The following is a 2,819-nucleotide window of genomic DNA, read 5'->3' as shown; positions in this document are numbered from 1 at the left end:
ACAATTCCAGTACCTGTTTGGAAGATTCTGCGGTATTGACTTTGTGGATGATATTCCGGATGGTTCCGTCTTTTCCTATCACGAAGGTTTTTCGTGCTGTACCCATGTACTTCTTGCCGTACATGTTTTTCTCTACCCATACTCCATACGCCTCTACGATCTTTTTTTCGTCGTCGGAGATCAGGGTAAATGGCAGCTGGTATTTGCTGGCGAATTTCTGATGGGAGGTTTCGTCGTCTGTACTTACGCCTATCACCACGTATCCCTGCGCCTGAAGCGACTGGTAGTTATCCCTGAAATTACAGGCTTCGGCTGTACATCCGGGCGTGTCATCTTTGGGATAGAAATAGAGGATGACATCCTGACCTTTGTAATCACTTAATGAAACCAGCTTTCCGTTCTGGTCTTTTGCTGAGAAATCAGGAGCTTTATCTCCTTCTTTTAATTCTGCCATAGTTTATCTGTAAAAAGTAGCGTTATACGTTCTTGAATTCATCATCATGTCTGTTACAAGCAACTGAAAATGATGTTTGCCTTTTGGAAGTGTATCCTCAAAAGCGTGCCATAAACTACCGTTTCTCGGATCGTATTCCATTAACACCCATTGCCCGTCAATTGTTCCTGTAAAGGAACGGATGCCTGAAAGGTTGTCAGAAATTCTGAAGCTGATCCTGCTGATTCCCGCCATCTGCTTATCATCAGTTATATTGACCGGGCGGATAACAGGTGCTATGGTATCCAGCGCTATATAGAACTCGCCGAATACCCGGGGGCGTCCTTTTATGAATCCACTGTCGAATACTCCACCGTGCGAAGCTCCCCGCGTATCAACGATGACGGCTTTATTATAGAGATTGGCAGGCAGGCTCGAGTCTGGTTTAATCCAAAGATCATAATTACTATGAAGAGGGATCAGCCGGGTATGGAGCTTATGTATTTCCGAGTATGTGCCCTTGCGCCGCGGAGACCGGTCATAATATAAATTGATATCGCTGTATAGCACCCCTTTGGGTAGCACAACCTTCATCTGGCCCGAGCTGTATTCGTTGACCTGGTTGTATAAGAATTTCTTTACTCCCTGCTTTTCTGTGTTTGCGATGACTGATCCCGGGTTGTATTTGATGCGGAAACTGATCGTACTGGTATTGCCCTTTGCATCCTTCACGATGTATTGCATGTTGTGGATGTTATTATCCCGGGTATTAATGATTCCCCTGTTTACGGCTGTTTTATAGATGCTCAGCGGATTCCCAGGCTCGATAAAACTCTTTTGAATCGTCCTGCCCGAGGTTAGGAGTGTTGGATAATCGATATGGGAATTTACCGCACGGCTGTTGCTGAATGCAAAACGTTCGAGTGCCGACAGAAAGATGGTGGTGCTATCCATTTTTAATTCAATGGAATACACTCCGTTTTTATTACCTGCAGGTTGCAGATCGTAGGTAATGATCCCAAAGCCTACTTCGCCGCTGAAATTAATCACAGGTGACTGATCTAACCTATAATTTCCGTTGGAGCCGCTCAGCCTGAAGTACTGTTTTGTGGTATTTTCATTAAACGGAAGGCCATTCAGGCGGTACATATAAAGTCCTTCAATGGTGGGCTTTATCCGGTCGGGAACTTCCAGTCCGAACAACTGTGGGTTGATGGTTTCTTCCGTTCTGCTGTCCCTGATCTCAAAATGAAGATGCGGCCCTGCCGAACCGCCCGTATTTCCCGACCATGCTATTATTTCTCCCTTTTTTACCGGAATTTCAATCGGCAGCAGGGGGAAATCTACATCGAAGGATTGCTTTCTGTACTGATAATCTTTTACTATCCTGGCAATCCGGGGACTAAAGCGCTGCAAGTGTGCATAAACTGTGGTATAACCGTTGGAATGGCCGATATAAAGAGCGTTTCCAAAACCTCCGACCTGTACACGGAGCCGCGACACGAAGCCGTCGGCGACGGCATAGACCGGGTATCCCTCCCTTTGATTCGTTCTGTAATCCAGTCCCGAATGGAAGTGCCCGCCTCTTATCTCTCCGAAAGACCCCGCCAGCGATGGCGAAAGATCCAAAGGCGGAATGAAATCTGTTTTAGGATAAGTACCGGAAACCGTGATTTCCTGGGAAAAGGTACTGCCTGCAACTAAAAGTGAAATAGATGTAAATAATATGTTTCTTAACCTGCCAGTTCTACTTAATTTCAAAATCCAGAAGTTTTTCGTTTTCAATATACCCCGAAAGCTTATCTCCGATGCTGATTTTGCCGACTCCGGGAGGAGTACCGGTAAATATCAGGTCGCCCTTTTTCAGGGTTATATATTGTGAGACAAATGCAATCAACCGTTCAAACGAAAAAAGAAGGTCTTTTGTGTTGCCTTCTTGCTTAATATTTCCGTTTACACTGAGACTGAAGCCGATATTATAAAGATCCGGGAAATCATTTTTAGAGATAAAGGTGCTAACCGGAGCGGAATTATCAAAAGCTTTGGCCAGTTCCCATGGCAAACCTTTCTCTTTATGCTCCTTTTGAATGTCCCGTGCGGTAAAGTCTACACCCAGCCCGATTTCGTCAAAGTAGTTCCCCGCAAATTTCTCAGAGATATGCTTTCCTTCTTTGCTTACTTTTAATACGATCTCGATCTCATGATGAATGTCAGATGAAAAATCCGGGTGATAGAATGGTTTGTTATCTTTTAACAGCGCCGTATCCGGCTTCATAAAGATAACAGGTTTCGAAGGAACAGGATTATTTAACTCTTTTGCATGTTCCGCATAATTCCTTCCAATTGCAATGATCTTCATAAGGCAAAAGTAAGATTAGTTTTGAAT

At 44.4% G+C, this 2,819-nt stretch carries 3 protein-coding genes; all 3 read right to left on the bottom strand.

Annotated features, from left to right (window positions below; genetic code table 11):
• The coding region (gene bcp / locus DDR33_RS05850) for a thioredoxin-dependent thiol peroxidase (protein WP_109414813.1) at positions 1–454 on the bottom strand (454 nt) is incomplete at its 3' end.
• A 3-nt stretch (positions 455–457) separates the two neighbouring features.
• Positions 458–2,194, bottom strand: a complete 1,737-nt coding sequence (locus DDR33_RS05845; protein WP_238387685.1) for a M23 family metallopeptidase — start codon at positions 2,192–2,194, stop codon at positions 458–460.
• Positions 2,181–2,792: a fumarylacetoacetate hydrolase family protein gene (locus DDR33_RS05840; RefSeq protein WP_109414812.1), complete on the bottom strand. Its 612-nt coding sequence runs from the start codon at positions 2,790–2,792 to the stop codon at positions 2,181–2,183. Before DDR33_RS05840 ends, DDR33_RS05845 begins: the two co-directional genes overlap by 14 nt.
• Positions 2,793–2,819 lie beyond the last annotated feature (27 nt).

It is taken from the genome of Pararcticibacter amylolyticus (assembly GCF_003130405.1).
Classification (GTDB): domain Bacteria; phylum Bacteroidota; class Bacteroidia; order Sphingobacteriales; family Sphingobacteriaceae; genus Arcticibacter; species Arcticibacter amylolyticus.
The sequence above is the reverse complement of the archived record's forward strand: the minus strand, read 5'-3'. Positions and strand labels throughout refer to the sequence as shown.